Origin of the sequence: Pseudomonas sp. RU47 (genome assembly GCF_004011755.1) — a bacterium.
Classification (GTDB): Bacteria; Pseudomonadota; Gammaproteobacteria; order Pseudomonadales; family Pseudomonadaceae; genus Aquipseudomonas.
Window position 1 is genome coordinate 5,594,448 of sequence record NZ_CP022411.1, and the last position, 25,434, is coordinate 5,619,881.

Annotated in this window: 24 protein-coding genes and 2 tRNA genes; 17 read left to right on the forward strand and 9 right to left on the reverse strand. The window is 58.9% G+C overall.

Going from position 1 to position 25,434, the window contains the following annotated elements:
• Positions 1–20 precede the first annotated feature (20 nt).
• Positions 21–326, forward strand: coding sequence for a YkgJ family cysteine cluster protein (locus tag CCX46_RS25485; RefSeq protein WP_077574517.1), 306 nt, complete (start codon positions 21–23; stop codon positions 324–326).
• A 133-nt stretch (positions 327–459) separates the two neighbouring features.
• Here the strand turns inward: CCX46_RS25485 and CCX46_RS25490 are convergent, their stop codons facing one another.
• The 6 genes from CCX46_RS25490 to hemA all read right to left on the reverse strand — a co-directional run bounded on the left by CCX46_RS25490 (position 460) and on the right by hemA (position 5,820).
• A complete protein-coding gene (locus CCX46_RS25490; RefSeq protein WP_127929752.1) occupies positions 460–978 on the reverse strand; it encodes an acyloxyacyl hydrolase in 519 nt (172 codons plus the stop codon).
• A 112-nt stretch (positions 979–1,090) separates the two neighbouring features.
• Positions 1,091–1,882: a glutamate racemase gene (gene murI, locus CCX46_RS25495; RefSeq protein WP_127929753.1), complete on the reverse strand. Its 792-nt coding sequence runs from the start codon at positions 1,880–1,882 to the stop codon at positions 1,091–1,093.
• Entirely contained in the window at positions 1,875–2,630 is a 756-nt protein-coding gene (locus tag CCX46_RS25500; protein WP_127929754.1) for a molybdopterin-synthase adenylyltransferase MoeB, read from the reverse strand. The genes murI and CCX46_RS25500 overlap by 8 nt, the downstream gene beginning before the upstream one ends.
• A complete protein-coding gene (gene prmC, locus CCX46_RS25505; RefSeq protein ID WP_127929755.1) occupies positions 2,624–3,454 on the reverse strand; it encodes a peptide chain release factor N(5)-glutamine methyltransferase in 831 nt (276 codons plus the stop codon). Before prmC ends, CCX46_RS25500 begins: the two co-directional genes overlap by 7 nt.
• The gene (gene prfA, locus CCX46_RS25510) at positions 3,455–4,537 is read right to left on the reverse strand and encodes a peptide chain release factor 1 (RefSeq protein ID WP_127929756.1); all 1,083 of its coding nucleotides are present in this window, start codon (positions 4,535–4,537) and stop codon (positions 3,455–3,457) included.
• Complete coding sequence (gene hemA / locus CCX46_RS25515; RefSeq protein ID WP_007951716.1) at positions 4,534–5,820, reverse strand: glutamyl-tRNA reductase; 1,287 nt, start codon at positions 5,818–5,820, stop codon at positions 4,534–4,536. The genes prfA and hemA overlap by 4 nt, the downstream gene beginning before the upstream one ends.
• A 273-nt stretch (positions 5,821–6,093) precedes the next feature.
• Between hemA and CCX46_RS25520 the strand changes: the two genes are divergently transcribed.
• From CCX46_RS25520 to ychF, 8 genes are all read left to right on the forward strand, one after another.
• Complete coding sequence (locus tag CCX46_RS25520; protein ID WP_127929757.1) at positions 6,094–7,818, forward strand: tetratricopeptide repeat protein; 1,725 nt, start codon at positions 6,094–6,096, stop codon at positions 7,816–7,818.
• Between the two features lie 3 nt (positions 7,819–7,821).
• Positions 7,822–8,439, forward strand: a complete 618-nt coding sequence (gene lolB / locus CCX46_RS25525; RefSeq protein ID WP_127929758.1) for a lipoprotein insertase outer membrane protein LolB — start codon at positions 7,822–7,824, stop codon at positions 8,437–8,439.
• Between the two features lie 3 nt (positions 8,440–8,442).
• Positions 8,443–9,294, forward strand: coding sequence for a 4-(cytidine 5'-diphospho)-2-C-methyl-D-erythritol kinase (gene ispE, locus CCX46_RS25530; protein ID WP_127929759.1), 852 nt, complete (start codon positions 8,443–8,445; stop codon positions 9,292–9,294).
• 36 nt (positions 9,295–9,330) lie between these two features.
• Positions 9,331–9,405 (forward strand) — tRNA-Gln (locus CCX46_RS25535).
• Between the two features lie 45 nt (positions 9,406–9,450).
• On the forward strand, positions 9,451–10,392 hold the full coding sequence (locus tag CCX46_RS25540) for a ribose-phosphate pyrophosphokinase (protein WP_003171603.1): 942 nt from the start codon (positions 9,451–9,453) through the stop codon (positions 10,390–10,392).
• 142 nt (positions 10,393–10,534) lie between these two features.
• Positions 10,535–11,137 (forward strand): 50S ribosomal protein L25/general stress protein Ctc, encoded by a 603-nt coding sequence (locus tag CCX46_RS25545; RefSeq protein WP_095050602.1) that lies wholly within the window; start codon positions 10,535–10,537, stop codon positions 11,135–11,137.
• Between the two features lie 171 nt (positions 11,138–11,308).
• The gene (pth, locus tag CCX46_RS25550) at positions 11,309–11,893 is read left to right on the forward strand and encodes an aminoacyl-tRNA hydrolase (protein ID WP_008079560.1); all 585 of its coding nucleotides are present in this window, start codon (positions 11,309–11,311) and stop codon (positions 11,891–11,893) included.
• Positions 11,894–11,915: 22 nt separating this feature from the next.
• Entirely contained in the window at positions 11,916–13,016 is a 1,101-nt protein-coding gene (gene ychF, locus CCX46_RS25555) for a redox-regulated ATPase YchF (RefSeq protein WP_016987222.1), read from the forward strand.
• Positions 13,017–13,199: 183 nt separating this feature from the next.
• On the opposite strand, the gene CCX46_RS25560 is transcribed toward ychF, so the two are convergent.
• Entirely contained in the window at positions 13,200–14,417 is a 1,218-nt protein-coding gene (locus CCX46_RS25560; protein ID WP_127929760.1) for an MFS transporter, read from the reverse strand.
• Positions 14,418–14,750: 333 nt separating this feature from the next.
• Here CCX46_RS25560 and CCX46_RS25565 point away from each other — a divergent pair, with 333 nt between their 5' ends.
• Positions 14,751–16,808, forward strand: a complete 2,058-nt coding sequence (locus CCX46_RS25565) for a methyl-accepting chemotaxis protein (RefSeq protein ID WP_127929761.1) — start codon at positions 14,751–14,753, stop codon at positions 16,806–16,808.
• Here CCX46_RS25565 and CCX46_RS25570 read toward each other — a convergent pair.
• On the reverse strand, positions 16,801–17,703 hold the full coding sequence (locus CCX46_RS25570; RefSeq protein ID WP_127929762.1) for a LysR substrate-binding domain-containing protein: 903 nt from the start codon (positions 17,701–17,703) through the stop codon (positions 16,801–16,803). The genes CCX46_RS25565 and CCX46_RS25570 overlap by 8 nt on opposite strands.
• A gap of 226 nt (positions 17,704–17,929) precedes the next feature.
• Here CCX46_RS25570 and CCX46_RS25575 point away from each other — a divergent pair, with 226 nt between their 5' ends.
• From CCX46_RS25575 to CCX46_RS25605, 7 genes are all read left to right on the forward strand, one after another.
• Entirely contained in the window at positions 17,930–19,048 is a 1,119-nt protein-coding gene (locus CCX46_RS25575) for an ABC transporter ATP-binding protein (RefSeq protein WP_127929763.1), read from the forward strand.
• 15 nt (positions 19,049–19,063) lie between these two features.
• Positions 19,064–19,984 carry an ABC transporter permease gene (locus tag CCX46_RS25580; RefSeq protein ID WP_127929764.1) on the forward strand — a complete coding sequence of 307 codons (921 nt, stop codon included), beginning with the start codon at positions 19,064–19,066 and terminating at the stop codon, positions 19,982–19,984.
• The gene (locus CCX46_RS25585; RefSeq protein WP_127929765.1) at positions 19,984–20,790 is read left to right on the forward strand and encodes an ABC transporter permease; all 807 of its coding nucleotides are present in this window, start codon (positions 19,984–19,986) and stop codon (positions 20,788–20,790) included. The genes CCX46_RS25580 and CCX46_RS25585 overlap by 1 nt, the downstream gene beginning before the upstream one ends.
• Positions 20,791–20,817: 27 nt before the next feature.
• Complete coding sequence (locus CCX46_RS25590; RefSeq protein WP_127929766.1) at positions 20,818–21,864, forward strand: ABC transporter substrate-binding protein; 1,047 nt, start codon at positions 20,818–20,820, stop codon at positions 21,862–21,864.
• A gap of 60 nt (positions 21,865–21,924) precedes the next feature.
• A complete protein-coding gene (locus CCX46_RS25595; protein ID WP_127929767.1) occupies positions 21,925–23,379 on the forward strand; it encodes an amidase in 1,455 nt (484 codons plus the stop codon).
• A gap of 86 nt (positions 23,380–23,465) precedes the next feature.
• A tRNA-Met gene (locus tag CCX46_RS25600) sits at positions 23,466–23,542 on the forward strand.
• Between the two features lie 294 nt (positions 23,543–23,836).
• A complete protein-coding gene (locus CCX46_RS25605) occupies positions 23,837–24,991 on the forward strand; it encodes a Fic family protein (RefSeq protein WP_127929768.1) in 1,155 nt (384 codons plus the stop codon).
• A gap of 177 nt (positions 24,992–25,168) precedes the next feature.
• Here CCX46_RS25605 and CCX46_RS25610 read toward each other — a convergent pair whose 3' ends face one another.
• Positions 25,169–25,393: a SymE family type I addiction module toxin gene (locus CCX46_RS25610; RefSeq protein ID WP_123535560.1), complete on the reverse strand. Its 225-nt coding sequence runs from the start codon at positions 25,391–25,393 to the stop codon at positions 25,169–25,171.
• Positions 25,394–25,434 lie beyond the last annotated feature (41 nt).

Below are 25,434 nucleotides of genomic sequence, written 5' to 3' on the forward strand. Positions count from 1 at the left end.
GACTGCCTTACACTGCCGCCATGAAAACCATTCCCCACCAGCAAATCACCGAGCCGGCGGTCACCTGCTCGACCTGCGCGGCGTGCTGTTGCCAGCTCGAAGTGATGTTGATCACCGACACTGGCGTGCCTGATCGCTTTATCGATACCGATGAATGGGGCGGCGAAGTGATGCTGCGCCTGGACGACGGCTGGTGCGCGGCGCTGGATCGCGACACGATGATGTGCACGATTTACGAAAAGCGTCCGTTGATTTGCCGCGAGTTCGAGATGGGCGCGCCGGAGTGCATTGAAGAACGCAAAGGCATCACTACCGCCTACCGCTGATCCCAAGAACACCCCCAAAACAAATGTGGGAGCGAGCCTGCTCGCGAAAGCGCTCTTTCATTCAACATCTTCGTTGAATGTGGAATAGCTTTCGCGAGCAGGCTCGCTCCCACTGGGGTCAGGTGTGTATCAGTCAGAGCGGCATTGTGTAATGCAGCGAGTAACTTTCTACCCCGTCGTTGCTGCTGGCCAAGCCGGCGTTGGAATAGTGCGTCGCACGAATTCCGACTTCATGCCCGCCATTGAAACGCAGACCAAAACCGAAGCGGTCTTCAAACTGGAAAGAGCCGCCGAGATTGTTGGATTCGTACTTGGTGTTAGAGAAGGCCGCCACACCGATCCCCGCTTCGATATACGGTTTGACCGACTGGCCGGCAAACTCGTAAACGAAGACTGGAGAGAACGACAAGCTGTTATTGCTCGACGTCTTGTCACCTTCCCAATAGGTATAAGCACCGCTCCAGTAGCCGGTCAGGCGACCGACGTCGCTCTGCAGCCAACTCTTGTCCCAGTCGAAATTCATGCCCAGGCGATACGTCATGGTCGAGTCGCTGGTGGCCCCCACTGCGAACTCAACACCTGCCGCTTGTGCAGTAAAACTTTGCCCCATCAGTGCGGCCGCAATCGCGGCCAAGCAGAATAGTCGCTTCACGTTGAAACTTCCTTTTCCGGAACGATCGTTTGGTTTTCTAGATAACTCTTCGCTATAGAAGCTAGCGCCTGCTCAGAAGTTCAGCTGATTTTTTAGTTATTTCACAAATTTTTTACAAGTCGAAGTTTTGTACTTCGCCGCCGCTCTGGCCCAGTCGCGGCAGGATGTTTTCGAAGTAGGCAGGATCAGCGCTGGTCCAGAATCTGACCGGTCGGTTCGGGCCGGCAGCGAGCAAATCGCGCTCAGCCAAAAGGCGCTGAAGTTGCCGCGCTACAGCAGCACCGGTATCGATCAGGCTGATGTCCGCAGGGATCATCGACTTGAGCATCGGCTTGAGAAAGGGATAGTGGGTGCAGCCCAAAATGATTGTGTCGCAACCGCTGGCCAACAGCGGGTCGACATAGCCTTGCAGCAACTGACGCAACTCGGCGCTGTGCAGATCGCCGCTTTCAATCAGCTCGACCAGGCCAGGGCATGGCTGGGTGATCACACGCACGTCAGTGGCGAAACGATCAAGTAACGCGGCGAACTTGGCGCTCTGCAGCGTGCCGGTGGTGGCGAGCACGCCGACCACACCGCTGCGGGTCGCGGCGGCGGCAGGTTTGACCGCAGGCTCCATGCCGACAATCGGCCAGTCAGGAAAGTCGCGGCGCAAATCGGCAACGCCGGCAACCGTGGCCGTATTGCAGGCCAGCACCAAGGCCTTGGCACCCTGCTCACGGAAAAACCCGGCCATCACACTGCAGCGCTGGCGGATGAACTCCGGGGTTTTCTCTCCGTAGGGAATGTGCCCGCAATCAGCGACATAGAGCAGCGATTCATTGGGCAGCAAACGCTGGATTTCCGCCAGCACCGACAAGCCGCCGACACCAGAGTCGAATACGCCGATCGGCGCTTCACGCATGGCGCGAACCACAGACGCTGCAACCCGGATCACGCTTGACGCGCAACTCGCGGAAGCGCGAACCGAGAGCATCGATCAACAGCAAACGGCCCACCAGCGGCTCACCGAAACCGACCAATACTTTCAACGCTTCCAGCGCCTGCAAGCTGCCGACCAGGCCGACCAGCGGCCCGACTACCCCGGCCTCGCTGCAGGTCAGTTCGGCTTCGCTGCCGTGCCCATATAAACAGTGGTAACACGGACTCTCGGCACGACGCGGGTCGAACACCGACAACTGCCCTTCCAGCCGAATCGCCGCGCCACTGACCAAAGGTTTGCACGCCGCCACACACGCGGCGTTGACCGCTTCGCGGGTGGAAAAATTATCGGAACAGTCGAGCACCAGATCCACCGCCGCCACGGCAGCAGCGAGAGAATCCTCGTCCAGTGCCTGACGATGAGCGACCAGTTGGATTTCTGGATTGATCGCCGTCAAACGCTTGAGCGCCGAGTCGACCTTGCTCATACCGACGCTGTCGGTGTCGTGAATAATCTGGCGTTGCAGATTGGTCAGATCGACCGTGTCGAAATCCGCCAGATGCAATTCACCGACACCCGCCGCCGCGAGATACAACGCCACCGGAGCGCCGAGACCGCCAAGGCCGACGATCAGCACGCGACTGTCCTTGAGCTTCAATTGCCCGTCGATGTCGATGTGTTGCAGCAGAATCTGCCGGCTGTAGCGCAGCAACTCCTGATCATTCAGCACGGCAGGCGCCCCAGACTGATGCGTTGATGACCGCCCAGATCGGTGCGGCTGTGGACTTCTTCGAAACCGCGCGTGAGCAGCAAGTCGCGGACGGCTTCGGCTTGATCATAGCCGTGCTCGAGCATCAACCAGCCAGCGGCCTCCAGGTGATCCGGCGCCTGCGCAACGATCAAGCGCAGATCATCGAGCCCGTCTTCACCGGCGACCAGCGCACTGGCCGGTTCGAAGCGCACATCGCCTTCGACCAGATGCGGATCGGCGGCAGCAATGTACGGCGGGTTACTGATGATCAACTGGAAACGCTGACCTTCCAGCGCGCTGAACCAATGGCTACTCAGCACCGTGGCGTTGTTCAAATGCAGGCGCTGGCGATTACGTTCAGCGAGGGCCACGGCTTCGAGCACGCGATCCACCGCAGTGACTTTCCACGCCGGACGCTCGCTGGCCAAGGCCAAAGCAATCGCGCCGCTGCCCGTGCCGAGATCGAGCACTTTGGCCGGCGTCGCGGGCAGTAATTCCAGCGCCGCTTCCACCAGCAGCTCGGTGTCCGGGCGCGGGATCAGCGTGTGCGGCGCGACTTCCAGATCGAGTTTCCAGAAACCCTGCTGACCGAGAATATAGGCCACCGGCTCACCGCTACGGCGGCGTTGCAGGTACTCGGCAAAAGTCAGCGCGGCCTCACTTGGCACGATGCGCTCGGGCCAGGTGTGCAAAAAACTGCGTGACTTGCCCAGCGCCGCCGCCAGTAGCAACTCGGCGTCCAGACGCGCGGTGGGCGAGTCCGGCAGTTCGGCGGCACGCAACAGGCTGGCGATGATGGTCATTTATTCACCTATCGCTGCGAGTTGGTCAGCCTGGTGTTCAGCCAGCAACGGTTCGATCACTGCTTCAACGCCACCGGCGAGGATTTCATCCAGCGAGTACAGCGTCAGGTTGACGCGATGGTCAGTGACCCGGCCCTGGGCAAAGTTATAGGTGCGGATGCGCTCGGAACGGTCGCCGGAACCGACCAGCAATTTACGCTCGCTGGCGATGGCGTTCGCCGCCGCTGCGTTTTGCTGATCGTTGAGCTTGGCCGACAGCCAGGCCATCGCCCGGGCACGGTTCTTGTGCTGGGAGCGCTCTTCCTGACACTCGACGACGGTGCCGGTCGGTATGTGCGTGATGCGGATCGCCGAGTCGGTGGTGTTGACGTGCTGACCACCGGCCCCGGAGGAGCGGTAAGTGTCGACGCGCAAATCCGCCGGGTTGATCTCGATGGCTTCGCGCTCGTCGGGCTCGGGCAACACCGCCACGGTGCAGGCCGAGGTGTGGATACGGCCCTGGGATTCGGTGGCGGGTACACGCTGAACGCGGTGCGCGCCGGACTCGAATTTGAGCTTGCCGTAAACGTTGTCGCCTTCGATGCGGGCGATGACTTCTTTATAGCCACCGTGTTCGCCTTCGTTTGCCGAAAGGATCTCCACGCGCCAGCCACGTCGCTCGGCGTAACGCGAGTACATGCGGAACAGGTCGCCAGAGAAGATCGCCGCCTCGTCGCCACCGGTACCGGCGCGAATTTCGAGGAAGACGTTGCGCCCGTCATTCGGATCCTTGGGCAGCAACATGCGTTGCAGATCGCCTTCCAGGGTGATCAGCAATTCCTTGGCTTCGCGGACTTCTTCCACGGCCATTTCACGCATGTCCGGGTCGCTGTCCTTGAGCAGCGCCTGGGCGCCTTCAAGATCGCTTTGTACGCTGAGCAGCTTTTTATAGGCCTGCACGACCGGCTCGAGTTCGGCGTATTCCTTGGAATAGGCGCGGAACCGGGTCTGATCGGCAATGACTTCGCCGTCGCCGAGCAGCGCGGTCAGTTCCTCGAAACGGTCCTGGAGGACATCCAGCTTGTTGAGCAGTGACGCTTTCATTGCGGTTTTTTATCCGAAAAACTATCCGGTGAGCCCTCAAGGGCAAAGAGTTCCTGGGCCATGGCCAGCGCATCGAGGCGGCCTTCGGCAGAAAGCTTTTTCAGTTGCACGCTCGGGGCATGCAACAGTTTATTGGTCAGGCCACGGGCCAGTTGCCCGAGCACGTCTTCGGCGTTGCCGCCGTTGGCCAGCAAACGCAGGGCCTTTTGCAGTTCCTCGTCGCGCAGGCGTTCGCTCTGTTGACGATAGGCCTTGAGCACGTCGACCGCCGCCAGTTCGCGCAGGCGCACCATGAAATCGTCGGCGCCGACCGAAACCATCTCTTCAGCGGCTTGCGCTGCGCCCTGACGGCTCTTGAGGTTTTCGGCGACCACTTCGTGGAGATCGTCGACGCTATACAGGTAAACGTCGTCCAACTCGCCGACTTCCGGCTCGATATCCCGGGGAACGGCGATGTCGACCATGAAGATCGGTTTGTGCTTGCGCAGCTTCAGCGCGCTTTCCACCGCGCCCTTGCCAAGAATCGGCAACTGACTGGCGGTCGAGCTGATGACGATATCGCTGCGCACCAGTTCTGCCGGGATGTCCGACAGCAACACCGCGTGGGCGCCGAACTGCTCGGCCAGCAGACTGGCGCGCTCCAGCGTGCGGTTGGCAACGACGATGCGCTTGACGCCCAGCTCGTGCAAATGACGGGCGACCAGGGTAATGGTCTCGCCGGCGCCGATCAGCAGAGCCTGACTGCGCTGCAAATCACTGAAAATCTGTTTCGCCAGGCTGACGGCGGCAAACGCCACCGATACCGGGTTTTCACCGATGGCAGTGTCGGTGCGCACCTGCTTGGCGGCATTGAACGTTGCCTGAAACAGTCGCCCCAGCAGCGGACCGATGGTGCCGGCCTCGCGGGCCACGGCATAGGCCGATTTCATCTGACCGAGAATCTGCGGTTCGCCCAGCACCAGCGAGTCGAGCCCGGAGGCGACGCGCATCATGTGACGAACTGCCGCATCATCTTCATGCACATAAGCACTCGCGCGCAGCTCATCGAGGCTTAAATGGTGATAGTCGGCCAGCCAGCGCAGCACGATATCGGCAGAAAGCTGATCCTGTTCTATATAAAGCTCACTGCGATTGCAGGTGGAGAGGATCGCAGCTTCGCGGCTGTCGGTCAGTCGGCAGAGCTGCTGCAAGGCCTCCACCAGCTGTTCAGGAGTAAAAGCCACGCGCTCGCGGACGTCTACTGAAGCAGTCTTGTGGTTGATACCGAGTGCAAGGAAGGCCATTCAAGGTCGCTGATGGTGACGTGAAGCCGGCAATTGTCCTACTTCGAAAGATTCAGAACAACTACCGCTGACTATTGTCCCAATCGTCAGTCCCTATAATGGGCACAATTTGGCTCCTTGCAGGAGCTGCCGCAGGCTGCGATCTTTTGATTGTGGTTTTTCGAATCACCAGCAAGATCAAAAGATCGCAGCCTTCGGCAGCTCCTACGGTTATGTTTGGCCGAAGGCTTGTGTCATGATGATCCGACCGCAGGTTAGTCGTCCTCTTCCTATATGAATAGATCTTCCGCGTTGCTCCTCGCTTTTGTCTTCCTCAGCGGCTGCCAGGCCTTGGCTCCCGTTTCGCCGGACGGTACGCCGTCGGTTGAAGACACCACGCCCGCGCCTGAAAAGCCCAAGGTTTACAGCTCGTTCAGCGAGGAAACCGTTTTCAGCCTGTTGAGCGCCGAACTCGCCGGTCAGCGCAATCGTTTCGACATTGCCCTGGACAACTACGTGACCCAGGCCATCAACACCCAGGATCCGGGCGTCTCCGAACGCGCATTCCGTATCGCCGAGTATCTGGGCGCCGATCAACCGGCCCTCGATACCGCACTGATCTGGGCAAAAAACGCCCCGGACGATCTCGAAGCGCAACGCGCCGCCGCCGTGCAACTCGCCCGCGCCGGGCGTTATGACGACTCCATGGTGTATATGGAGAAAGTCCTGCAGGGCAAGGGCGACACTCATTTCGACTTTCTCGCGCTGTCGGCCGCCGATACCGATCAGGAAACCCGCAACGGTCTGATGAAAAGTTTTGACCGTTTGTTGCAGCGCCATCCGAACAACAGCCAGCTGATTTTCGGCAAGGCCCTGCTCCTGCAACAGGACGGCGACAACAAAGGCGCACTGGCATTGCTCGAAGACCATCCGCCAGAAGAAGGCGAAATCGCCCCGATTCTGCTGCGCGCGCGCCTGCTGCAACTGCTGAACCGTGGCGACGAAGCGCTGCCATTGCTGCAAAAAAGCATCAAGAAGTACCCGGACGACAAGCGTCTGCGCCTGACTTACGCGCGCATGCTGGTTGAACAGGACCGGATGGACGACGCCAAGGCCGAGTTCTCCAGCCTGGTTCAGCAATACCCGGAAGACGACGAACTGCGTTACTCGCTGGCCTTGGTCTGCCTGGAAGCCAAAGCGTGGGACGAGGCCAAGGGGTATCTGGAAGACCTGATCGCCCGTGAAAGCCACGTCGATTCGGCGCACCTGAACCTCGGTCGTATCGCTGAGGAACGCAACGACCCGCAAGGCGCCCTCATCGAGTACGCCCAGGTCGGCCCGGGCAACGATTATCTGCCGGCGCAATTGCGTCAGGCCGATATTCTGATGAACAACGGCAAGACCGCAGAAGCGCAGAGCAAACTCGCCGCCCAGCGCGACGAACAACCGGATTACGCGATTCAGCTGTACCTGATCGAATCGGAAACCCTGTCGGCCAATAAACAGGACGACAAGGCCTGGAAAGTCTTGCAGACAGCCTTGCAGCAGTATCCGGACGATCTGAATCTGCTCTACACCCGGGCGATGCTCGCGGAAAAACGCAATGACCTGGCGCAGATGGAAAAAGACCTGCGCCTGATCATCAAGCGCGATCCGGACAACGCCATGGCACTCAATGCTTTGGGCTACACCCTGTCCGATCGCACCACGCGCTACGCTGAAGCCAAAACGCTGATCGAGCAGGCGCATCAGATCAATCCGGAAGACCCGGCCGTACTCGACAGCCTCGGCTGGGTGAACTACCGCCTGGGCAATCTGGACGACGCCGAGAAATATCTGCGTCAGGCGCTGGAGCGTTTCCCTGATCACGAAGTCGCCGCGCACCTCGGTGAAGTGTTGTGGACCAAGGGCAACCAGCGTGAAGCCAAACAAATCTGGGGCAAATTCCTCAAGGATCAGCCCGACAGCACCATTCTGCGCAGCACCATCAAGCGCCTGACCGGATCCGAGACTCTTTAACTCATGTTTTTGCGCCACGTTATTGTTTTCAGCTTCATCGCCCTGCTCGCTGGCTGCTCGGGTTTTGGCACTCGCGAATCGGTCGAGGGCCACGGCAGCCCGGCTCAATGGGCCGCAAACAAACAACAGCTGACCGGCATCGACGGCTGGCAGATCGACGGCAAGATCGGTATCCGCGCACCGAAAGATTCCGGTAGCGGCACGCTGTTCTGGCTGCAACGTCAGGATTACTACGACATTCGTTTGTCCGGCCCGCTGGGGCGTGGCGCGGCACGTTTGACCGGGCGTCCGGGCAAGGTGTCGCTGGAAGTCGCCAACCAGGGTCGCTATGAATCGCAGTCCCCGGAAGCCCTGCTCGAAGAACAGCTCGGCTGGAAACTGCCAGTGTCGAATCTGGCCTGGTGGGTGCGAGGCCTGCCGGCTCCAGACAGCAAAAGTCGCCTGAATCTGGATGCCGACAGCCGCTTGGCCAACCTCGAACAGGATGGCTGGAAAGTCGAATACACCGCTTACACCGAACAGAACGGTTACTGGCTGCCCGAGCGCATCAAGCTGCACGGCACCGACCTCGACGTCACGCTGGTGATCAAGACCTGGCAACCGCGCAAGTTGGGGCAATAACGCATGACCGCTGCACGTCTGACCCTGCCCTCGCCGGCCAAACTCAACTTGATGCTGCACATTCTCGGTCGTCGTGAAGACGGTTATCACGAGCTGCAGACGCTGTTTCAGTTTGTCGATTACGGCGATGAAATCACTTTTGCCGTGCGTGATGACGGTGTGATTCAACTGCACACCGAGTTCACTGGCGTGCCGCATGACAGCAACCTGATCGTGCGTGCGGCAAAAATGCTCCAGCAACAATCCGACTGTAAGCTCGGCATCGATATCTGGATTGATAAAGTCCTGCCCATGGGCGGCGGAATCGGGGGCGGCAGCTCGAACGCGGCGACGACTTTGCTCGGTCTGAATCATTTGTGGCAACTGGGTTGGGATGAAGATCGCCTGGCCGCACTGGGCCTGACACTCGGCGCCGACGTGCCGGTTTTTGTCCGTGGCCATGCGGCTTTTGCCGAGGGCGTGGGCGAGAAACTCACTCCGGTGGATCCCGAAGAACCGTGGTATCTAGTGCTCGTGCCGCAAGTCTCTGTAAGTACGGCAGAAATTTTTTCCGATCCTTTGTTGACACGTAACACGCCGCCCATTAAAGTGCGCCCCGTTCCCGAGGGAAACAGTCGAAACGACTGCTTGCCGGTGGTTGCAAGGCGTTATCCAGAAGTACGTAACGCATTGGATTTGTTAGGTAAATTTACCGAAGCAAAGCTCACCGGAACTGGAAGTTGTGTGTTTGGGGGCTTCCCAAGCAAAGCTGAAGCTGATAAAGTCTCGGCCCTTCTGACAGAGACCCTTACAGGGTTTGTAGCGAAAGGCAGCAACGTTTCGATGTTGCACCGCAAGCTGCAAAGTCTGCTCTAAAGGAACCAGGTGCTCGGCACTTGATGCAACAGATACAGGGGCGTCGCCAAGCGGTAAGGCAGCAGGTTTTGATCCTGCCATGCGTTGGTTCGAATCCAGCCGCCCCTGCCATTTTCTATACTCATCCAGGTTACCCTCAGCCTCTAGGTACTGCGCGTGTCCAAGATGATGGTCTTTACGGGGAATGCTAACCCCGATCTGGCTCGGCGTGTTGTACGTCAGCTGCATATCCCTCTCGGTGACATTTCTGTCGGTAAGTTCTCCGACGGCGAAATTACTGCCGAGATCAATGAAAACGTTCGCGGTAAAGACGTTTTCATTATTCAGCCGACTTGCGCTCCGACCAACGATAACCTGATGGAACTGGTAGTGATGGCTGATGCCTTCCGCCGCTCCTCGGCTACTCGTATCACTGCTGTTATTCCTTATTTTGGTTATGCCCGTCAGGATCGCCGTCCGCGTTCCGCACGTGTGGCTATCAGCGCGAAAGTCGTTGCTGACATGCTTACCGTAGTCGGCATCGACCGTGTTCTCACGGTTGATCTGCATGCTGACCAGATTCAGGGTTTCTTCGATATTCCGGTAGATAACATCTACGGCTCCCCGGTTCTGGTGGATGACATTGAAGATCAGCGCTTCGAAAACCTGATGATCGTGTCCCCGGACATTGGTGGCGTCGTGCGTGCACGTGCTGTTGCCAAGTCCTTGGGCGTGGACCTCGGGATCATCGACAAACGCCGTGAGAAAGCCAATCACTCTGAAGTGATGCATATCATCGGTGATGTCGAAGGGCGTACCTGCATTCTGGTCGATGACATGGTCGATACCGCCGGCACTCTGTGCCACGCGGCCAAGGCCCTGAAAGAGCATGGCGCAGCCAAGGTCTTTGCCTACTGCACACACCCTGTGCTGTCGGGTCGGGCCATCGAGAATATCGAAAATTCCGTGCTGGACGAGCTGGTGGTGACTAACACCATCCCGCTGTCCGCTGCAGCACAAGCCTGTGCACGTATCCGTCAACTGGATATCGCACCGGTTGTTGCCGAAGCGGTTCGCCGCATCAGCAATGAAGAATCGATCAGCGCGATGTTCCGTTAAGGGCCCTGCCCTTCGCGAAATGTCTCGTTGACGAAAAGCGCCCCGCCCCGGCATTCCTGCCGGGGCGGGGCTTTTTTGCCCATACCGTGTTTGGCGCTGGTCGCAAACGCCACTCCGGTCATGGCTATTTTGGAGATACACAATGAACGATTTTACTCTGAATGCTGAAGTGCGTTCCGACCTGGGGAAAGGTGCGAGCCGCCGCCTGCGTCGTCTCGCCGCTCTGGTTCCAGCTGTTGTTTACGGTGGCGAAAAAGCCCCTGAATCCATCAGCATGCTGGCCAAAGAAGTTGCCAAACTGCTCGAAAACGAAGCTGCCTACAGCCACGTTATCGAACTGAACGTTGGCGGCAAAAAGCAGAACGTCATCATCAAAGCTCTGCAACGTCACCCGTCCAAGGGTCACGTTCTGCACGCTGACTTCGTACGCGTCGTAGCCGGTCAGAAACTGACCGCTATCGTGCCTGTGCACTTTGTTGGTGAAGAAGCTCCGATCAAGAAAGGCGGCGAGATCTCGCACGTCCTGAACGAAATCGAAGTAACTTGCCTGCCGAAAGATCTGCCTGAGTTCATCGAAGTCGACCTGTCGGCTCTGGAAATCGGCGCAATCGTCCACCTGTCCGACCTCAAAGCTCCTAAAGGCGTTGAGTTCGTTGCACTGGCTCACGGTGACGACAAAGCTGTTGCAAACGTACACGCTCCACGCGTTGCTCCAGAAGCTACCGAAGAAGGCGCAGCAGAGTAATTCACTCTGTCATGCCTGAGTGAACAAGTAACATCGCGGACTGGAACGTAGCGAGAAAGCGGGCGAGAACGCGGAGTTTACATCCATGGTAAATGAGCATTTTTCGTCCACTTTCGCCGCTTTCCCTGATCGCGGCGATGTTACTCACCACTCAAAGGAAGGGCCCCTATCGTGACTGCCATCAAACTGATCGTTGGCCTGGGAAATCCAGGCGCCGAATACGACCAGACCCGGCATAACGCAGGGGCCCTTTTTGTTGAGCGCATCGCCCACGCACAGAATGTGAATCTTGTGGCCGATCGCAAATATTTCGGCCTGACCGGGCGCTATTCGCATCAGGGTCAGGATGTTCGTCTGCTGATTCCCACCACCTACATGAACCGCAGCGGCCAGGCCGTGGCGGCACTCGCCGGTTTCTTCCGCATCAAGCCTGAAGAAATCCTCGTGGCGCATGACGAACTCGACTTGCCTCCGGGCGTTGCCAAGCTCAAGCAAGGCGGCGGCCATGGCGGTCACAACGGGTTGCGCGACATCATTGCGCAACTGGGCAATCAGAATACGTTCTACCGCCTGCGGCTTGGCATTGGCCACCCGGGCGTCGCCAGTATGGTTTCAAATTTCGTCCTGGGTCGTGCGCCACGCGCCGAACAGGAAAAACTCGATGCCAGCATCGACTTTGCCCTCGGCGTGCTGCCGGATATCCTCGCCGGTGAATGGAACCGCGCGATGAAAAACCTGCACAGCCAGAAGGCCTGACTCTACTCCGAGGGGAAACACCATGGGATTCAATTGCGGCATCGTCGGCCTGCCTAACGTCGGCAAGTCCACCCTGTTCAACGCCCTGACCAAATCCGGTATCGCGGCCGAAAACTTCCCCTTCTGCACTATCGAGCCGAACAGCGGCATCGTGCCGATGCCGGATCCGCGTCTGGACGCTCTGGCGGCCATCGTCAATCCGAAGCGCATCCTGCCGACCACCATGGAATTCGTCGACATCGCTGGCCTGGTTGCCGGCGCCTCGAAAGGTGAAGGCCTGGGCAACAAGTTCCTCGCCAACATCCGCGAAACCGATGCGATCGCTCACGTGGTGCGCTGCTTCGAAGACGAAAACGTGATCCACGTTTCCAACAGCGTCGACCCGAAACGCGACATCGAAATCATCGACCTGGAACTGATTTTCGCCGACCTCGACAGTTGCGAGAAGCAACTGCAGAAAGTTGCGCGTAACGCCAAGGGCGGTGACAAGGACGCCGTGGTTCAGAAGGCTCTGCTTGAGCAACTGATCGCGCACTTCACCGAAGCCAAGCCGGCACGCAGCCTGATGAAGAACATGAGCGCTGACGAAAAAGCAGTGATCAAGGGCTTCCACCTGCTGACCACCAAACCGGTCATGTACATCGCCAACGTCGCTGAAGACGGTTTCGAGAACAACCCGCACCTGGACGTGGTTCGCGCCATTGCCGAAGAGGAAGGCGCGATGGTGGTTCCGGTCTGCAACAAGATCGAAGCGGAAATCGCCGAGCTCGATGACGGCGAAGAGAAGGACATGTTCCTCGAGGCCCTGGGCCTGGAAGAGCCTGGCCTGAACCGCGTGATCCGCGCCGGCTACGAAATGCTGCACCTGCAGACCTACTTCACCGCCGGTGTCGAAGAAGTCCGCGCCTGGACCGTCAAAGTCGGTGCCACCGCACCTCAGGCTGCCGGCGTGATCCACACCGACTTCGAGAAAGGCTTCATCCGCGCCGAAGTGATCGCCTACAACGACTTCATCCAGTACAAGGGCGAAGCCGGTACCAAAGAAGCCGGTAAATGGCGTCTGGAAGGCAAGGATTACATCGTCAAGGACGGCGACGTGATGCACTTCCGCTTCAACGTGTAAGCGTTACGCCCAAGAAAAAGCCGCGTTTGATACGCGGCTTTTTTGTGCCTGAAATTTACTACTGAACCTGTTTCCCCTGTGGGAGCGAGCCTGCTCGCGAAGAGGGAGTGTCAGTCACATCTCTGCGGATGACACACCGCATTCGCGAGCAGGCTCGCTCCCACAGTTGGGAATGGTGTGGCGTCAGGCCTTTTTGGTGCGCGGCAGGAATATCGCCAGTACGCCAAACAACGGCAGGAACGAACACAGGAAATACACGTACTCAATACCGTGAATATCCGCCAGATGCCCGAGCAACGCCGCGCCGATCCCGCCAAACCCAAACATCAAACCGAAGAAGATTCCGGCAATCATCCCGACATTGCCCGGCACCAGTTCCTGCGCGTACACCACAATCGCCGAGAACGCCGAGGCCAGAATGAAGCCGATCACCACGCTGAGGACAGTGGTCCAGAACAGGTCAACGTGGGGCATGAGCAGCGTGAACGGTGCCACGCCGAGGATCGAGAACCAGATCACTGCCTTACGCCCGATCTTGTCGCCGATCGGCCCGCCGAAGAACGTCCCCGCCGCGACCGCTCCGAGAAACAGGAACAGGTGCAGCTGCGAACTGGCCACCGACAAGTCGAACTTCTCGATCAGGTAGAAGGTGAAGTAGCTAGTCAGGCTGGCCATGTAGAAATACTTGGAGAACACCAACAGGCCCAGCACCACCAGCGCACTGGTCACCCTGCCCTTCGATAGCCCGTGAGTCGCTGCCTGACCGGCCTTGAGCTTGAACAGATTGAGGTGATGGGCGTACCAGCGGCTGATGCGGTACAGCACGAACAGCGCAAACACCGCGAACAAACCGAACCACGCCACGTTGCCCTGGCCGAAGGGAATAATGATCGCCGCCGCCAGCAACGGACCGAACGCGGAACCGGCGTTACCGCCAACCTGAAAAGTCGATTGCGCCAGACCAAAGCGTCCACCGGAGGCCAGCCGCGCAATCCGCGAGGCTTCGGGGTGAAACGTCGATGAGCCGATACCGATGAGCGCCGCCGCCAGCAGAATCAGTGGAAAACTACCGACCATCGACATCATCACGATGCCAATCAGCGTGCAGATCGAACCGGCCGGTAACAACCACGGTTTTGGATGCCGATCGGTGTGATAACCGACCCACGGTTGCAACAGCGACGCAGTCAGTTGAAAAGTCAGGGTGATCAGGCCGACCTGAGTAAAGGTCAGGCCGTAATTGGCCTTGAGCATCGGGTAGATCGACGGCAGCACCGATTGGATCAGGTCGTTGATCAAATGCGCCAGCGCCACCGCGCCGATGATACGCATCACCAATGGGCTGCTTTGCGGAGCAGCGGGCGCCGAGACAGCGGCGGTCTGAACGTTGCTGATAGCCATGAAAGTTTCCGGACAGCAGATGGGTGCACGCAGGCAGGTGCGTCAATGTGCCATTTTTCGGTGCGCCAGCGCCATCCCCTTAGCCAGCTAACTAACTGACTGGTCGTCGACTGCAAGGTGATAGCGCAACGCCATGGTCTGAATCTTGCCTTGCTTCTCCCCTTGAACGCGGGCGCCTTACAAAGGCGACCGACAATGGGAAGTTTCGCTACAGAGCCGGCCTACAGAGCGGGCGAGAGTGAACTTTCGAGGCCTTTTAGCAGGGCACAACATCCAGGTCGCACGACCGCGATGCACGCCATTGGTGCGTGGTGTCCAGAGGAGTCATGGGGCATGCAGGCTTTCCTTTCACCGGGGATCAAATTGCTGGGGCGGTTTGGCTTCGCAGGTAAATTCCAGTTGTTGTTTCTGCTGTTCATTCTGCCGTTGGCCGGCAGCCTGTTGATGATCGGCCAGGACTATCGCGACAAGCTCAATCTGATTTCCGGCGAACGCGCCGGCGTGCGGCAGTTGCTTGCGCTGGATGCGCTGGACAACCTGCTCGCCGCGCAACGTGACCGCGCCGCCCGTTGGCGCGCCACGGAAACCAATCGCCAGCCGACACCGGCCACTCTCGCCGCCATGGGCGCCTTCGACGCGGTGCAACCGGCGGTTCTGCAAGCCACCACAGATTTGGGCAACGCGTTGAAAAACGAAGGCGCGGAAAGCGAAACCCTCACCCGCTATCAAGCGCTGCAAACCGCGCTGAATGGGCTGGATTCGAAAAGCCTCAGTGGTGTCGGTTGGTGGCCGGACGGTTACGAGCGCTTCACCAATGCCCTCAGCGCGCTGCAAGCGTTGCGCGAACAGATCGTCATGGACAATCGCCTGACCCTCGCGCCGTGGCTGGAAACGTACCTGCTGACGCAAATCTCCACGCAACACGCGCCAGACCTGATCGAACGCGTTGGACGCCTCGCCGCGGTCGGCCAAGCCTCGGTCGTCTCCGGTCAATTCACTCTGCAAAGCCGTCTGCAATTACGCGACCTGCGCAGTCGTATCGGCGACGCCCGCGAGCAACTGGTCAAAACGGCCACGCTGCTCGAAGCACGCCTGCCGAAAGATCAGCAGAGCTGGGCCAGCCAATACCACGACAGCCTGAAACGCCTCGACAGCGGCCTGAAGGTCCTTGATGACGGCGTGTTCGGCGGCAGCATCACGCTCAAGCCGGAAGACTTCGAACGCAGTCTCGACGCCTTGCTGACCGACCTCGCCGCCCTGCGTCAGCAATCGCTGGTATCGCTGGACCAACGACTCGACGCTTACCACAGCTCTGCGATCCGTCAGTTCATCCTCGTCGCAGCCATCTTCGGCTGCCTGCTGCTCGCGGCGCTGTACCTGTTTGTCTGCCTGCAAGCCTCGATCCGCCGCAGTGCCAGCGGCATCACCCTGCTCGCTGAGGCCCTGCGCGACGGCAACCTCAGCCTGCAAGTGCCGGTGGTGGGCCGCGATGAATTGGCGGCGATCAGCACCGCGCTCAACGTGGCCGTGGTGCAACTGCGCAGCAGCATGCTCGGCGTCGATCACGAGACCTCGCAACTGAGCAACGCGGTACGCAGCCTCAATGAGCATTCCAGCGGCGCCCTCGGCGAAGTCGAAGCGCAGCAGTTGCAGATCAGCCAGATCGCCGCAGCCGCCACGCAATTGGCCGCCACCTCGCAAGGCGTGGCGCAGAGTTGCGAACAGGCTTCCGGCAGCGCCCAGCACACCCGGCGCATTGCCGCTGACAGCAGCCGCGAAAGCCAGCGCACCACCGCGAGTATTCAGCAGCTCAATCAACGCCTCAACGACACCGCTGCGGCGTTGGGCCGAGTCAGCGAGCAAGGCCAGCAGATTCAATTGGTCGTCGACACCATTCGCGGTGTTGCCGAACAGACCAATCTGCTCGCGCTCAATGCGGCCATCGAAGCCGCACGCGCCGGTGAACAGGGTCGCGGTTTCGCCGTAGTGGCCGATGAAGTGCGCAGCCTCTCGCAACGTACGCAATCGTCCACCGCGCAGATCGCCGGTACGGTCGACAGCCTGCGCGCTACGGTCAACGAAGCCGTGACTCTGATGGAAGCCGCGTGCGGCCAGGCGCAAACCGATGCCGAGTCGGTCACCGGTCTCGGTGAACGCCTGGGCGAAATCGCCAGCGCCGTGCAGAGCGTCACCGACACGTTGGCGCAGATCGCCACGGCGGTAGAGGAACAGGCCAGCACCGCCGACGAGGTCAGCGGCAATATCCAGCAGGTCGATCAGGCTGCCGTGCGTTTGCTCGAAGGTGCACGGGCGGTGAATCTTGCCGCAGACACACTGAGCCAAGGCAGCAAGGCGCTGAGCGACAACACCGCACGCTTCCGCCTCAGTTGATCACGGCCTCGGGGAAGTCCGCTTCCAGCTCAGCCTTGAGCCATTGAATAAACCACGCCACATCCGCCGAGAGTTCGGCGGACGGCGTCAGCACTCGATAGCTCTCAAGCTTCACCTCAGCATCGACCGCACGCACCAGTTTGCCGCTGGCCAGCTCATGGCGCACCAGCACTTCGTTGGCCAGCGCGATGCCCTGCCCGCTTTCGGCGACTGACAGCGCGTGGTCATTGTTGACGTAGAGCATGTCGGAATTGAGATGAATATCGAGATCGTGCGCGGCGAACCACAGGTTCCACCATTCGCCGTCATCGACGTGGATCAGTTCGTGGCTGACCAGATCGGCCGGGCTGTTGATCGGTGCGATGCTGGCCAGATACGCCGGCGTGCAAATCGGGAAAACCCGAGGACAAATCAGCGCTTCCCGTGAGTCGGCATATTGCCCGTCGAGGCCGTAGACGATGCCCAGATCTGCGCTTTTGCCATCCACTTCGGTAAAAGTCGAATTCGGCTCAATGGCCAGTTTCAGCCCCGGCCGCAGATGCCGCAGCGCTTCGATCCTCGGCATCAACCAGCGCTTGGCGAAACCCGGCACCACCATGATCCGCAGCCAGCGCTCGGCATCTTTCGGCTGAGCTTCTTTGCCCGCCTCGATGATCAACTGCAAAGCCGCGCTGATCTTGCGGTGATACTTCTCCCCCGCCAGCGTCAGGTTGACCCCGCGCGAGGTGCGCTCGAACAGTTGAATGCCCAACCAGTCCTCGAGCAATTTCACATGCCGGCCAATCGCAGGCTGGGTCACGTGCAGGGCTTTCGAGGCTTCGACGTAGCTGCCCAAACGAGCGGCGGCATCAAACGCACGCACCGCGTTGAGCGGCGGCAAACGGTGGTCGGGCATGATTCCTGGCACCTTCGGCTATTAAATTAACTAACACCTGCCATGTTTAAATTGAAGTGTCGCGCCGCGCAACCCCTGGCTGATAATCGAGCCACAGCAGAACAAAAAAACAGCTGGTTTCACACCCGAACGCAATCTCGATCCTGCCCAAAAAAATAATATCCATGGCCCGACGGCAACGCTTTGCAAAGCGAGTCGCAGGCGATGGGGGAATCGGAGGTAACGCATGAATGCCCTGCATTCGCTGCAAACGCTGGCGGTCTCGATCCGCTCAGTGCGCAAGGTTTACGGTGATCCGCAGACCGGCCCGGTGGCGCTGAAAAGCATCGACCTGGACATCCGCGACAACGAATTCTTCACCCTTCTCGGCCCGTCCGGCTGCGGCAAGACCACGCTGCTGCGGATGATCGCCGGTTTCGAGTTTCCCACCGAAGGCGAGATTCTCCTCTACGGCGAAAACATTGCTGACCGCCCGCCATTTCAGCGTCCGGTCAACACGGTGTTCCAGCACTACGCGCTGTTCCCGCACATGACCATCGCCGAGAACCTGGCTTTCGGTCTCGAATCGCAGCCGATGGGCAAAGTCCTCACCAAGGCGCAAATCGCCGAGCGTGTGCGCGAAATGCTGGCGCTGGTACAGATGGAACGCTTCGCCAATCGCAAACCGGCGCAACTGTCTGGCGGTCAGCAACAACGTGTCGCCCTCGCCCGCGCGCTGGCCCCGCATCCGAAAGTGCTGCTGCTCGATGAGCCTCTGTCGGCGCTCGATCTCAAGCTGCGCCAGGCGATGCGCGAAGAGTTGAAAACCATCCAGGCCAAGACCGGTATCACCTTCATCTTCGTCACCCACGACCAGGAAGAAGCGCTGACCATGTCCGACCGCATCGCCGTGCTTTCCGAAGGCGAAGTGCAGCAGGTCGGACGCCCGGAAGATATCTACGAACGCCCGCGCAATCGCTTCGTCGCCGACTTCATCGGCGAAACCAATTTCATCGAAGGCACCGTCACTCGCGTGGAAAACGGTCAGGCGTGGTTCGCCGGCCCGGCGGGTCATCCATTGCCGGCGCAACCGTGCAGCGATGTGCAGGTCGGCGCCAACGTCACGCTGTCAGTACGTCCCGAACGCTTGCATCTGGTATCGGCCGCGACTGAAGCCGCGCTGCCGTGCCGGATCGAAGCGCAAATCTACCTCGGCACCGATCTGCAATATCAGGTCAGCCTCAGCGACGGTTCGCGCCTCACCGTGCGTACGCCCAATTGCGTCGATCAAAGCCTGCGCTTTGCCGTCGGCTCCCAGGCCGGTCTGTTGTTCGACCGCGGAAGCGCCAGCGTCCTGCACGACTGAGCCGGAGAAATTGCCATGCCCGCCTTACCGATTGCCAACACGCTGGAGCGGCGCAAAGCCTTCCAGAGTTTCCTCGGGGTCAGCCCGGCGCTGATCGCCATCTGTTTGTTTCTGCTGGTGCCGATCCTCATCGTCATCGGCTATTCGCTGATGGAGGCCAACCCCTACGGCGGGGTCAACAAAGTCTTCAGCAGCGACGCCTACACCTCACTGCTGTTCGAGCGCCAACTGGACGACAGCCTCGCGTTTGCCGACTCGTATTTGCTCATCGCCCTGCGCTCGATCGGCATTGCCGGGCTGACCACGATCATCACGTTGCTGATCGGTTTTCCGGTGGCGGTGTGGCTGGCCATGCAACCGGCGCATCGCCGTGGCCTGCTGATTTTTCTGATCACCGTGCCGTTCTGGGCCAACCTGCTGATCCGCACGTACGCGTGGATTCTGTTGCTGCGCAACACCGGGGTGATCAACAACAGCCTGATGGGCATGGGCGTTATCCATGAACCATTGCAGTTGTTGTACACCGACGGCGCGGTGCTGCTCGGGCTGGTTTACACCTATGCGCCGTTCGTGGTGTTGCCGATTTACGCGACGCTGGAAAAGATGGATATCCGTCTGCTCGAAGCCGCGCAGGACCTCTACGCCGGACGCGTGCGCACCTTGCGCAAAGTGGTGTTACCGATCGCCAAACCGGGAATTCTCGCCGGCGCCATCCTCACCTTCGTGCCGTGCCTGGGGGCGATGATCGCCCCGGAACTGCTCGGTGGCGGCACGCGAATGATGCTCGGCAACCTGATCTTCCGGCAGTTCAGCGATGCACGTAACTGGCCGTTCGGCGCAGCGTTGTCGCTGGTGCTGATGGCCGCGGTGATGCTGGTGCTGACCGTGTATGCCTTGCGCGCCGAGCGCCAGCGCATCGCCAAAGGAGGTGCGTGATGATCGGAGTATTCAAACGCAAAGGGCTGGGTGTGCAGGACTTTCCCGGTTTCGGCGGCTTCAGTTTTCTGTTCTACCTTTACCTCTATGCGCCGATCGTGGTGCTGGTGGTGTTCTCCTTCAATGCCAACCAATCGGCGACGGTGTGGACCGGTTTCAGCCTCGATTGGTATCGCGCCGCCTTCGCCAATCAGGCCTTGCGCCAGGCCGCCGGCAACAGCCTGTTGATCGCGGTGTGCGCGAGCGTGATCGCCACGGCGATTGCCACCCTCGCCGCCCTCGGCACCTCGCGCGGCGCCAAGTTCAAGGGCCTGCAGTTGTCGATGGGCGCGATCATGTTGCCGCTGGTGTTGCCGGAAATTGTCGTCGGTGTGGCGACGCTGGCGCTGTTCTCGACCATCGGCCTGTCGCTGGGTTACGGCAATCTGATCATCGCGCACACGGTGTTCTGCATTCCCTTCGCCTACCTGCCGATTCGGGCGCGGCTGAACGACATGGACCTGTCGCTGGAACAAGCCTCGGCCGACCTGTATGCCGGCCCTTGGCGAACCTTTCGCAAGGTCACTCTGCCGCTGCTGATGCCGGGGATTTTCTCCGGGCTGATGCTGGCCTTCATCGTCTCGCTGGATAACTTCGTGATCTCGATGATGGTATCGCATGCCGGCACCACGACCCTGCCGATCTTCATTTTCGGCCTGCTGCGGATGGGCGTGACACCCGACGTCAACGCCGTGTCGACGCTGATCCTCGGCGTCTCGGTGCTGTTCGTCAGCCTCTCTTACCTGTTGGGCAAAAAGAACGCCTGAACCTTCTACGACCTGTGGGGAAATAGCATGAGCAAGTGGATAAAAAGCGTCGGCACTTCGTTGTTTCTGACATTGCCGTTGAGCATGGCCGCCAGTGTTCAGGCCGCAGAGAAACTCAACGTGGTGAGCTGGAGCGGCTACTTTTCGCCGGAGATTCTTGCCAGGTTCCAGAAGCAGACCGGCATCGAAGTCACCGTCGATTCCTACGACTCCAACGAGACCTTGTTGGCGAAATTGAAACAGGGCGGCGCCGGTTATGACGTGGCGATTCCGTCGCACCAGTTCGTGCCGATCCTGATCAAGGAAAACCTGCTGGAGCGCTTCGACCCGGTCAAGGAGCCGTACTACGCCAGCGTTGTGGATAACCTGAAAAAACCGAGCTGGGATCCGGAAGGCGCGTATTCGGTGCCGTTCATTTGGGGCACCACCAGCGTCGTGCTGGACTCCGCGCGCTACAAAGGCCCGGCCGACAGCTACAAGGTTTTGTATGAGCCGCCAGCCGAATTGCAAGGGCGGATCAACATGTTCGACTCGGTCAGCGACATGGTCGACATGGCCAGCCTCTATCTGAATATCCCGCTGTGCAGCGAAGACCCGAAACAGATGCAGCAGGTGCTGACGTTGCTCAAGGCGCAGAAGCCGTTCGTCAAGACCTACAGCTCCAAGGCCGGTTCGATTCGCGAGAACCTCGCCTCCGGTGAAATCGACATGTCGATGTTCTGGGGCGGTTCGTCGATGCGTGCCCGTGAGATGAAACCGACGCTGAAATACCTCTACCCGAAAGAGGGCGTGCTGGCCTGGGTCGACAACATGGTCATCCCTGCCGGCAGCAAAAATCCGGCGAATGCCAAGGCGTTTATCGCCTTCCTCAGTCAGCCGGAAAACTCGGCGATGACCCAGAACTTCCTCAAGCATCAGAGCCCGATCAAAGGCGTCGAACCGTTCCTTGATGCAGTGCTCAAGGACGCGCCGGAATTGCACATTCCCGAGGGCACCAACGTGGTGTTCAGCAAGACTTGCGGCGAAGGTGCGATCCGCCTCGCCGACCGTCTGTGGACCAACCTGATGCGTTGATCTTTACCGCCCCGTCGCACTGGCGGGGCGTTTTTCCAGCCGTCTGAAAGGCCGCTTGCAATGAACTCTAATAACATCAGCGAACTGGTCCTGTTGCAGGCCCACGCGCTCGCCGAACGCATCCGCCTGCGTCAGGTTTCCTGCCGGGAAGTGATGCAGACTTACCTTGCCCATATCGAACGTTTCAATCCGTTGGTGAATGCGCTGATCAGCCTGCAATCACCGGAACATCTATTGGCTCAGGCCGATGAACGCGATGCCGAACTGGCGCGTGGCCAATACCGTGGCTGGATGCATGGCTTGCCCCACGCGATCAAGGATCTATCGCTGACCCACGGCATTCGCACCACGCTGGGATCGCCGCTGTACAAGGACTTTGTGCCTGAGCGCGACGGCATCATGGTCGAGCGGATCAAGGCTGCTGGCGCGATCATTATCGGCAAGACCAACACCCCGGAATTCGGTCTCGGCTCGCAAAGTTACAACCCGTTGTTTGGCGCGACTGCTTGCGCGTATGACCCGACCAAAACGGCGGGTGGCAGCAGTGGCGGCGCGGCGGCGGCACTGGCGATGCACCTGGTGCCGGTGGCGGATGGCAGCGACATGATGGGGTCGCTGCGTAATCCGGCGGCGTTCAACAATATCTTTGGTTTCCGCCCGTCACAGGGGCGTGTGCCGTTTGATGACAGTGCTGATCTGTTTTTTGATCAGCTCGGTTATGAGGGGCCGATGGCGCGCAGCGTGAGGGATGCGGCGTTGCTGTTGTCGGTGCAAGCCGGGGGCGATGCACGGGCTCCGCTGTCCATCGCTGAATCCGGTGAGGCCTTTGCGGCGCCGCTGGAGCGTGATTTCAAGGGCTCGCGGTTGGGTTGGCTGGGCGACTTCAACGGTTATCTGCCGATGGAGCAAGGCGTGCTGTCGCTGTGTGAGAAGACGTTTGCCGACTTTGAAAGCCTCGGCTGCCACGTTGAGTCGGTTGAGCCTGGGTTCGCGCCGGAACGGCTGTGGAGCAGTTGGCGGACGTTGCGGCACTGGATGGTCGCGGGGTCGTTGGGCGCAACCTATGCCGATCCGCAGAAGCGTGCGTTGTTGAAACCGGAAGCGATCTGGGAAGTGGAGAACGGCCTGAAGCTGTCGGCCAGCGAAGTGTTCGCCGCCTCCGTGGTGCGCAGCGATTGGTATCGGGCAATCTCGAAGTTGTTCGAACGCTACGACTATCTGTTGCTGCCGAGCGCTCAGGTGTTTCCGTTCGACAAAACCCAGCCGTGGCCAACGTCTATCGAAGGCGTGGCGATGGACACGTATCACCGCTGGATGGAGGTGGTCATCCCCGGCACGCTGTCGGGTTGCCCGGTCGCCAGTGTGCAGGCCGGATTCAATTCGCACGGTTTACCGATGGGGCTACAGATCATCGGCAAGCATCAGGCCGACTTCGCTGTCCTGCAATTGGCGCACGCTTATGAGCAGGCCAGCCGCTGGTTCCAACGCTGCCCTTCGCCGCTGCTGAGTCAGTGATTTTGATAAACGGTTGAAAGCGTAGAAAAAATTTTTAAATTTACGCTTGACGCTTTTCCATTTCAGGGGAATAATGCGCGCCACTTGGCTACATAGCTCAGTTGGTTAGAGCATAGCATTCATAATGCTGGGGTCCGGGGTTCAAGTCCCTGTGTAGCCACCAAGTACTAAAAACGGCTTACCGAAAGGTAGGCCGTTTTTTTATGCCTGCAATAATTCCCCCTCCGGTTCCCCACCTACAGAAGGCCTATCCACAGCCCTTTCGATTGGATCAGTGTGATCGCAGCCCCTCATCAGTCAGACTTTCTTACATTTTGCACTTCGCCTTTTTTCACATAAGCAAATATCAAATTCAAGATAATGCTAACCTCACACCTCAGCTTTTAGCCAATAAATCCTGGCCTCCACAATAGAAAATTCAAGATAATCAAAAATAACACTTGAGATAATTATTATCATGGCCGAGTTTTTCCATCACGACCTGGCGCTGCTCAATCCCTCCTTTGACTCTGACCTGGTGGATGTCTTGAGCGAACTGGAGCACCTACGTCGTCTGAGACTCGAAGGCGATACGCCGCCACAGGTGTTTCACCAACTCAAGTCATTGTTCCATGCGCTGGAAAGCCTCGGCTCTGCGCGCATTGAGGGCAACCACACAACCTTGGCGGACTACATTGAGAGCAAAGTGGAGGGGAAGGCCCACGAAACTGACCAGCTTCGTGAGGTAGCCAACATCGAGAATGCGATGGATTACATCGAGCAGATCATGGCGCCGGGCGCAGAACTGACCGAGCGTACGATCCGCGAGCTACACGCGATGACCGTCGACAATCTCCAACGCGAAGGCGACAAAACGCCAGGCGCATACCGCAGCGGTGGTGTGCGGATTTCACAATCCGATCATCTGCCGCCCGACTTCATCCAGATTCAGGCATACATGGAGGAACTCGTCGAGTTCGTTAACCGTAAGGACTCCCCCAAATATGACCTGATGAAGGTCGCGCTGGCGCACCATAGATTTGGATGGATACAGCCGTTCGGTAATGGCAATGGCCGCGTGGTCAGACTGCTCACCTATGCGTTACTGATGAAATATGGCTTCAACGTCAATACGGGCGGTCGCGTATTGAATCCTACAGCCGTGTTCTGCAACGACCGTGAACGCTATTACTCAATGCTCGCAACAGCTGACAAGGGAACAACGGAAGGGTTGGAGCAATGGTGTACGTATGTCTTGCAAGGCATACGCGACGAGCTTGAAAAGGTCGACCGCCTAACCAATTATTCTTATCTCACCAAGTGCATTCTCGTCCCTGCTATCGCCTTTGCACGGGAACGCGAATGGATCACCGAGACAGAGGAACTGGTGCTCTCTGCCGCGATTAAACTGAAGCTAGTCAAATCTGCGGATGTAGCAGCTGTACTCCCCAAACATTCGAGTAATCAACGGACCTACTTGATAAAAAAACTGGTGGATCAGGGAATGCTTTTACCGCTTACCCCCGGAGCAAGGCAGTACACGATTGGATTTTCCAATAACTACCTGATTCGCGGAGTCATTAAGTCACTCAGAGAGCAAGGCTTCATACCTGCCCCTTTGGAAATCCCCTGAGCACCGATCTACAACCGGTAGTATTCGAGTCCTGCTACCGATTTGAACTGCGGATTATCGGATACTCACCCGAATAAGCAGCCGGCAGAAAGGCTCTTAAAAAACGCCGCTATCCCTTGAGGGTTAGCGGCGTTTTTCCTACGCAAATAGCGTTGCGGCTTTACTCGGACGATTCATCTATTCCGCTGTAATCACCAGACACCCTTTCATCACACGTACTTTGACGTTCTCGTTCACCTCGAATCCCGCCTGCCGCAACCACAGTCCGCGAAGCCTGATCCAGGGCACCGGTTTGGCGGGGCTGTAGGTTTTTTCCTTGGTGTGAACCGGGTAAAAATCAGCGGCGATTTTCAACCTGCGTTCAGTGATGGGGGTTGATGACGTATGATTGGTTTTAGCCATGATTAGCTCCTGTTTAGCTGCTTGTGGTTAGCGGGGCCAGG

Excerpts from the sequence above, each read along its gene's own strand:
- CCX46_RS25565 (WP_127929761.1), top strand. The coding sequence starts at position 14,751 with ATGCAGGCTTTCCTTTCACCGGGGATCAAATTGCTGGGGCGGTTTGGC.
- prmC (WP_127929755.1), bottom strand. The coding sequence starts at position 3,454 with ATGACCATCATCGCCAGCCTGTTGCGTGCCGCCGAACTGCCGGACTCG.
- CCX46_RS25590 (WP_127929766.1), top strand. The coding sequence starts at position 20,818 with ATGAGCAAGTGGATAAAAAGCGTCGGCACTTCGTTGTTTCTGACATTG.
- ispE (WP_127929759.1), top strand. The coding sequence starts at position 8,443 with ATGACCGCTGCACGTCTGACCCTGCCCTCGCCGGCCAAACTCAACTTG.
- CCX46_RS25595 (WP_127929767.1), top strand. The coding sequence starts at position 21,925 with ATGAACTCTAATAACATCAGCGAACTGGTCCTGTTGCAGGCCCACGCG.
- CCX46_RS25610 (WP_123535560.1), bottom strand. The coding sequence starts at position 25,393 with ATGGCTAAAACCAATCATACGTCATCAACCCCCATCACTGAACGCAGG.
- CCX46_RS25485 (WP_077574517.1), top strand. The coding sequence starts at position 21 with ATGAAAACCATTCCCCACCAGCAAATCACCGAGCCGGCGGTCACCTGC.
- CCX46_RS25570 (WP_127929762.1), bottom strand. The coding sequence starts at position 17,703 with ATGCCCGACCACCGTTTGCCGCCGCTCAACGCGGTGCGTGCGTTTGAT.
- CCX46_RS25605 (WP_127929768.1), top strand. The coding sequence starts at position 23,837 with ATGGCCGAGTTTTTCCATCACGACCTGGCGCTGCTCAATCCCTCCTTT.
- prfA (WP_127929756.1), bottom strand. The coding sequence starts at position 4,537 with ATGAAAGCGTCACTGCTCAACAAGCTGGATGTCCTCCAGGACCGTTTC.
- hemA (WP_007951716.1), bottom strand. The coding sequence starts at position 5,820 with ATGGCCTTCCTTGCACTCGGTATCAACCACAAGACTGCTTCAGTAGAC.
- CCX46_RS25575 (WP_127929763.1), top strand. The coding sequence starts at position 17,930 with ATGAATGCCCTGCATTCGCTGCAAACGCTGGCGGTCTCGATCCGCTCA.
- CCX46_RS25545 (WP_095050602.1), top strand. The coding sequence starts at position 10,535 with ATGAACGATTTTACTCTGAATGCTGAAGTGCGTTCCGACCTGGGGAAA.
- CCX46_RS25560 (WP_127929760.1), bottom strand. The coding sequence starts at position 14,417 with ATGGCTATCAGCAACGTTCAGACCGCCGCTGTCTCGGCGCCCGCTGCT.
- CCX46_RS25585 (WP_127929765.1), top strand. The coding sequence starts at position 19,984 with ATGATCGGAGTATTCAAACGCAAAGGGCTGGGTGTGCAGGACTTTCCC.
- CCX46_RS25520 (WP_127929757.1), top strand. The coding sequence starts at position 6,094 with ATGAATAGATCTTCCGCGTTGCTCCTCGCTTTTGTCTTCCTCAGCGGC.
- ychF (WP_016987222.1), top strand. The coding sequence starts at position 11,916 with ATGGGATTCAATTGCGGCATCGTCGGCCTGCCTAACGTCGGCAAGTCC.
- murI (WP_127929753.1), bottom strand. The coding sequence starts at position 1,882 with ATGCGTGAAGCGCCGATCGGCGTATTCGACTCTGGTGTCGGCGGCTTG.
- lolB (WP_127929758.1), top strand. The coding sequence starts at position 7,822 with ATGTTTTTGCGCCACGTTATTGTTTTCAGCTTCATCGCCCTGCTCGCT.
- CCX46_RS25580 (WP_127929764.1), top strand. The coding sequence starts at position 19,064 with ATGCCCGCCTTACCGATTGCCAACACGCTGGAGCGGCGCAAAGCCTTC.